6 protein-coding genes and 1 pseudogene are annotated in these 5,367 nt (G+C 72.0%); all 7 read left to right on the top strand.

The window, feature by feature from the left end:
- Window positions 1–6 precede the first annotated feature (6 nt).
- Window positions 7–174, top strand: a complete 168-nt coding sequence (locus KBX39_RS21955; protein WP_247660445.1) for an HAD family hydrolase — start codon at window positions 7–9, stop codon at window positions 172–174.
- A gap of 304 nt (window positions 175–478) precedes the next feature.
- Entirely contained in the window at window positions 479–1,420 is a 942-nt protein-coding gene (locus KBX39_RS21950; RefSeq protein WP_210872267.1) for an ABC transporter ATP-binding protein, read from the top strand.
- Window positions 1,417–2,154 (top strand): ABC transporter permease, encoded by a 738-nt coding sequence (locus tag KBX39_RS21945; protein WP_043322827.1) that lies wholly within the window; start codon window positions 1,417–1,419, stop codon window positions 2,152–2,154. The genes KBX39_RS21950 and KBX39_RS21945 overlap by 4 nt, the downstream gene beginning before the upstream one ends.
- A gap of 251 nt (window positions 2,155–2,405) precedes the next feature.
- A complete protein-coding gene (locus KBX39_RS21940) occupies window positions 2,406–2,648 on the top strand; it encodes a DUF5988 family protein (RefSeq protein ID WP_030498879.1) in 243 nt (80 codons plus the stop codon).
- 20 nt (window positions 2,649–2,668) lie between these two features.
- Window positions 2,669–3,049, top strand: a complete 381-nt coding sequence (locus tag KBX39_RS21935; protein ID WP_064445437.1) for a glyoxalase/bleomycin resistance/extradiol dioxygenase family protein — start codon at window positions 2,669–2,671, stop codon at window positions 3,047–3,049.
- A gap of 457 nt (window positions 3,050–3,506) precedes the next feature.
- Window positions 3,507–4,070 (top strand): dihydrofolate reductase family protein, encoded by a 564-nt coding sequence (locus KBX39_RS21930; protein WP_043322832.1) that lies wholly within the window; start codon window positions 3,507–3,509, stop codon window positions 4,068–4,070.
- A gap of 178 nt (window positions 4,071–4,248) precedes the next feature.
- Window positions 4,249–5,367 (top strand): annotated as a pseudogene (locus KBX39_RS21925) (hypothetical protein); the annotation flags it as partial.

Raw genomic sequence — 5,367 nt, 5'->3', positions numbered from 1 at the left:
GCGCTGATGGTCGGCGACGCGCCCAGCGACCTGGCCAGCGCGCGGGCGGCCGGGGTGACGGCGGTGGCCGCGCTGTGGGGCGAGTCCGACGAGGAGACGCTGCGCGCGGCCGGCCCGGACGTCGTTCTGACCCGGCTCGACGAGCTGCTGCCGCTCTGCCCGGCACGGCGGTGACGAGCCACACCGGATCCGTGGGCGGGAAGCCGCCCGGAGCCGCCGCCCGCCCGGACGGGACGCCCGGACACCTGGCGTGACCGGGCGACACCCCTGTCGCCGGGCGGTACCCCTGTGGAGGATGGTTTCCCGCCTCGACACCCCCGATTCGTCACCTGATCAGTTGATCGGGGCATCGGTTGCGCGGATGATGTCGGGCGTCGGTCGGCCCGGGTCCGGCCCGTTGCCGCGGACCGACGCCGCGATCAGCCGAGTGGTCCGCCCTTCCCGGCGGCAAACCGCACATGAAGGAGGACCATCCCGGATGCCGGTCATCGAGGTCGATCATCTGCAGAAGCGGTACGGCGAGAAGGTCGCGGTCGACGACGTTTCCTTCACCGTCGAGCAGGGCGAGATCTTCGGCGTCCTCGGCCCGAACGGCGCCGGCAAGACGACCACTGTGGAATGCGTGCAGGGGTTGCGCCGTCCCGACGGCGGGACCGTCCGGGTGTTCGGGCTGGACCCGGTGCGCGACCGCACCGAGGTGCGCCAGCGCGTCGGCGCCCAGCTCCAGGAGAGCCAGCTGCCGGACAAGGTGCGGGTGCGGGAGGCGCTGGACCTGTACCGGTCCTTCTACCGCAACCGGGCCGACATCGACGAGCTGCTGACCGACCTCGGCCTGGCCGAGCAGCGCAACACCTACTTCCAGAAGCTCTCCGGCGGGCAGAAGCAGCGGCTGTCGGTGGCCCTGGCGCTGGTGGGCAGGCCGGAGATCGCCATCCTCGACGAGCTGACCACGGGCCTCGACCCGCAGGGCCGCCGGGACACCTGGGATCTCGTCGAGCGGATTCGCGACCGCGGCGTCACCGTCGTGCTGGTCACCCACTTCATGGAGGAGGCGCAACGACTCTGTGACCGGATCGCGATCATCGACAAGGGGCGGATGGTGGCCATCGACAGCCCCGCTGGCCTGCTCGCCCGGGTCGGCAGCGAGCACCGGGTGCACTTCCGCCCGGCGGAGCCGGTCGAGGACGCGCTGCTGCTCGCCGCGCCCGACGTGACCGGGGTCAGCCGCTACGGGACGGAGGTGACGGTGACCGGCACGAAGGACGTGCTCCAGTCGGTCCTGGCAGTGCTCAACGGGCGCGGGACGACCTACACGGACCTGCGGGTCGAGCAGCCCACCCTCGACGACGCCTTCGTCGCCCTGACCGGCCGCGGCGGCCGGGCCGCCGCGCAGTCCCCGACCGACGGGAGGTCGTCGTGAGCGCCCTGTCCAAGCTGATCGCCGTCGAGACGAAGCTGTTCCTCCGGGAGCCCGTGTCGTTGTTCTTCGTCTTCGCCCTGCCGATCGGCCTGATGCTCGTCTTCGGCCTGCCGCAGCGTGCCGGTACCGCCGCCGACACCGGCCAGCACGCCGAGCAGACGTTCCTGCCGTCGCTCGCGCTGGCTCTCACCATCGGCATGCTCGCGCTCTTCACCCTGCCGATGGCGCTGGGCATCTACCGGGAACGCCGGATCCTGCGCCGTCTGGCGACCACCCCGGTGCAGCCCGCGCTGCTGCTGGTCGCCCAGGTCGTGGTCAACCTCGTGATGGGCGTGCTCGGTGCGGTGGTCACCTCGATCGCCGTGCGGTTCCTGCTGGACCAGCCGGCGCCGGCCAACCTGCCCGGGTTCGTACTGGCCTTCCTCCTCGGGGTCGCGTGCCTGTTCGCCGTCGGCCTGCTGATCGCGGCGCTGGCGCCGTCGGCCCGGGCGGCACAGTCGATCGGCCCCGCGCTGTTCTTCCCGCTGCTCTTCCTGGCCGGCGCCTGGCTGCCCCGCGACCGGATGCCGGGTGCCCTGGCGGCCGTGGCCGACTACTCGCCGCTCGGCGCGACTGTCGACACCATCGGCGCGGCGTGGGCGGGGGCCGACCCGGAGCTGCCGCAGCTGATCGCCCTGGCCGTCACGGCCGCCGTCGCCGCCCTGGGGGCGACGCGGTTCTTCCGCTGGGAGTGAGCCCGCCTCCCGACCGGGCTGGTCCGGCATCGTCGCTGCCCAGGGCCGTTTCTAGGGGTGCGCTAAGGGTGCTCACGAAATGTGATCTGCACTACGTTCGGAGCTGAACGGGTGGCCGCTCACCGGACAAGGACGTTCGACCGCGGAGCGTCCGTTCACCCGGCAACGGGTGTCGTTGGACCTGTGTGGACCGAACCGTGTCGCCCCTGCGGCGGCTCGTGGGGTGTGCGGAATGCGACGGAGGTCGTGCCATGAAGGACGTTTCGCAAGCTGATCCGGTCGCCCGGGACGCCGCCGGCGTCATCGATGTCGTCCTGGAGGGCGGCCCGGCCGGCCTGCCGGCCGATCTGCGCAGCCGTCGGGTGTCCAGGGCCGAGAAGAAGATCAAGATCCTGTACTACGGCGGGTACGAGCACTTCGAGCGGGGCACCGCCGCCGCGACGGTCGAGCCGGTGGTCTTCCGCTGGACCGGCCGGACCCGGATCGCCGAGTAGCGAAGGGACGCAGCAGTCTCATGCGGGCACAGGACCAGCGGACGGGACCGCACCTGACGGTCAGCGACACGAGCGAGGCGATCGCCTTCTACACGGACGTCTTCGACGCCGTGGCCATCCAACGGGAGTGCCTGCTCGACGGGCATGTCGTGCACGCGGAACTGGCCGTCGGCGGTCATCGCCTGATCGTGAGCGAGTGGTGGGAGGCGGGCGACCCGTCGGTGGCCGCGAACCGTGACGAGGTGTTGACCATCGAGCGGACGGACCCCGAGTCGGTGCTGCGGCGGGCGGTGGCCGCGGGCGCCCATGTCGAGCCGCCGGCTGCCCCGTCGCACCAGGTCACGTTGCGCGACCCCGCGGGCCTCTGCTGGACCGTCGTCGGCCCGCAGCGGGCGGGGTAGGGCGAGTCCCGGCGGACCCGGGACAGGCCGCGGGAACCCGTGCGTACGGCGCGGGTTCCCGCGGCCTGTCCGGCGGGACGTCGCCGGAGTCCGCGCGGTGCGCGGCGCCTGGGCGCTTCTCCGGTCTCCTGGTCAGCCGCGCGGCGGTCCCGCCGACAGTCCGGCTTCCGCCGTCAGGTCCTGAGTCGTACGCGGGCCGGCGGGGGCGACGATCAGCTGATCGTCTGCCGGGCCGACGGTTCCCTCAGCGCCTCCGCCACCAGCGTACGCAGCCGCCCGGCGGTCGCCCCGGCCGGCACACGCGGCGGTGGGCGTGCACCGTTCGCCGTTGGTGTCGGCCGGAGGTGTCGGATCTGGGCAGGGGTGTTCGTAGTCAATGAGCGGGGCAGCCCACGAGGCTGCTGGGTGATGCGCCCGTGCGTCCAGGCTGTTGCGGTTGACCATCGAGAGGTAAGGCATGGCCAAGCTGATCTATGTGAACAACGTGTCGCTCGACGGCTACATGGAGGACGAACGCGGCGCGTTCGCCTGGTTGCCGATGGACGACGAGGTGTTCGTCGTCTACACCGATCTCCTGCGGTCCGTGGGCACGTTCCTCTACGGACGGCGGCTGTACGAGGCGATGGCCGTCTGGGAAACCGACGCCGCTCTGGCCGGGCAGTCCGACCTCATGGCCGACTTCGCAAGCGCCTGGCAGGCAGCGGGAAAGGTCGTGTACTCCACGACCCTCGCCGCGGTGTCGACCGCCGACACCCGACTCGAACGCCGCTTCGACCCCGCCGCGGTACGCGAACTGAAGGCCACGGCCGGCAGCGATCTCACCGTTGGAGGTGCAAACCTCGCGGCGCAGGCTCTTGAGGCCGGGCTGGTCGACGAGTGCCAGCTGTTCGTCTGGCCCGTGGTCGTCGGCGGGGGTAAGCCGGGCCTGCCGTCCGGCATGCGCGTCGACCTCGAACTCCTCGACGAGCGCCGATTCCGAAACGGCGTCGTACACCTCCGCTACCGCCCTGTCGGGCAGTGAACGACGGCCCGTCCGATCGCCTGCGCTTGCGTGAAGGTGGGGCGCTGACGGCTGATCCGACCGGATGAGGTCGACCATCACCCACTTCGGTGAACGCATCCCGGGCGCGGCTCAATCCCCGCTCTCGGTGTTCGGTGTTCGGCAGCGGCACCGTGGCAGCTTCTGTGACCCTGTCCTGGTGAGCGCGCCCGGTGACGAGGCTGTCGAGCTGCGTGTTCACGGGGTCTCCGGCGCGTCGGCGGAGACCATCGTCGATCATCCGATCGTGGTGCGGGTGGCGGGGGACCGGCACGCCGGGTTCTACCGGGTCCGGGAGGGACTCGGTCGGGCGGGCGGCGCCACCGCCGGGGTGGTGGTGGAGGCGTACCGGTGGGGGGCCCTGACCGCGGGGGTGGCGGTGCGGACGGCGTCCATGCTGCTGCTGTTGCCGTTCATGCTGGGCAACCTCGCGGTCTGGCTGCGCCCCACCCTGGCGGACCGGTTCGGCCTGCTCGGCGGGTTGTGTCGCCTGCTCGCCGGGTCGCTGACCGTGGCGTTCACGCTCGCGCTGGTCGGGGTGAGCATGAACCTGCCCGGCTGGCAGTGCGTGCCGTACGTGGAGTGCCGGCAGGGGCGGCCGTACCTGTCCTGGCTGGCGGCGTTGCCAATGGGCCCGCGCCTGGCGGTGCTGGCATTGGTGCCGCTGCTGGCGTTGCGGGTGTTCTGGGCCGTCGGCGCGCGCTCGGCGCGTGCCTTCGAAGGCTTCGAGGCCGCCCCGCCACACGAGCGGGTGCTGGAGTCGACCGGGAGCCTAGCCGCACCGGGGATCTGGCACGACGAGCGGATGACGTCGTGGCTGCGTCAGATCCATGTCGGGCTGGGCGCCGGCACTGTTTACCTCAGCCTGGTCGTCGCGGTGTCACACGGTCGGTGGAACGGCGTAGCCGTCGCGCTGCTCGGCCTCACCGGCGGACTCGTGCTGTTCTGCGCGGCGCTGCTGCTGGTGACAGTGAGCGTGAGGCGGGCCGGCCCGCTGCGACGCCTGCTGTGGATCCTCGTCGCGGTGGCCACCGTGTCGAGTCTCGGATACGCCGTGTCCCGACGGGAGATGCCGGTGGTGGTCGGGCAGATGCCCGGCTACGAGGGCGCGGCCGCCGGCCTGGTCACCGCGCAGGGACTGCTGCTGGTCCTGATCGCCGCGGTGACGCTGGCGCGGCAGCACACCCGGCCGGCCGGCTCGCGCGCGCTGCTGCGCGGACTCGGCACGCCGCTGGTGGCGGCGATGTCGGTCACGGTCACCTCCGCCTACACCACCACG

The sequence above is a fragment of the Micromonospora sp. D75 genome, assembly GCF_018070405.1.
Lineage (GTDB): Bacteria > Actinomycetota > Actinomycetes > Mycobacteriales > Micromonosporaceae > Micromonospora > Micromonospora chalcea.
This window is presented reverse-complemented; position numbering and strand designations above follow the sequence as displayed.

Coding starts and splice junctions, on each gene's coding strand:
- KBX39_RS21940 (WP_030498879.1), top strand. CDS start 2,406: ATGAAGGACGTTTCGCAAGCTGATCCGGTCGCCCGGGACGCCGCCGGC.
- KBX39_RS21935 (WP_064445437.1), top strand. CDS start 2,669: ATGCGGGCACAGGACCAGCGGACGGGACCGCACCTGACGGTCAGCGAC.
- KBX39_RS21950 (WP_210872267.1), top strand. CDS start 479: ATGCCGGTCATCGAGGTCGATCATCTGCAGAAGCGGTACGGCGAGAAG.
- KBX39_RS21955 (WP_247660445.1), top strand. CDS start 7: ATGGTCGGCGACGCGCCCAGCGACCTGGCCAGCGCGCGGGCGGCCGGG.
- KBX39_RS21930 (WP_043322832.1), top strand. CDS start 3,507: ATGGCCAAGCTGATCTATGTGAACAACGTGTCGCTCGACGGCTACATG.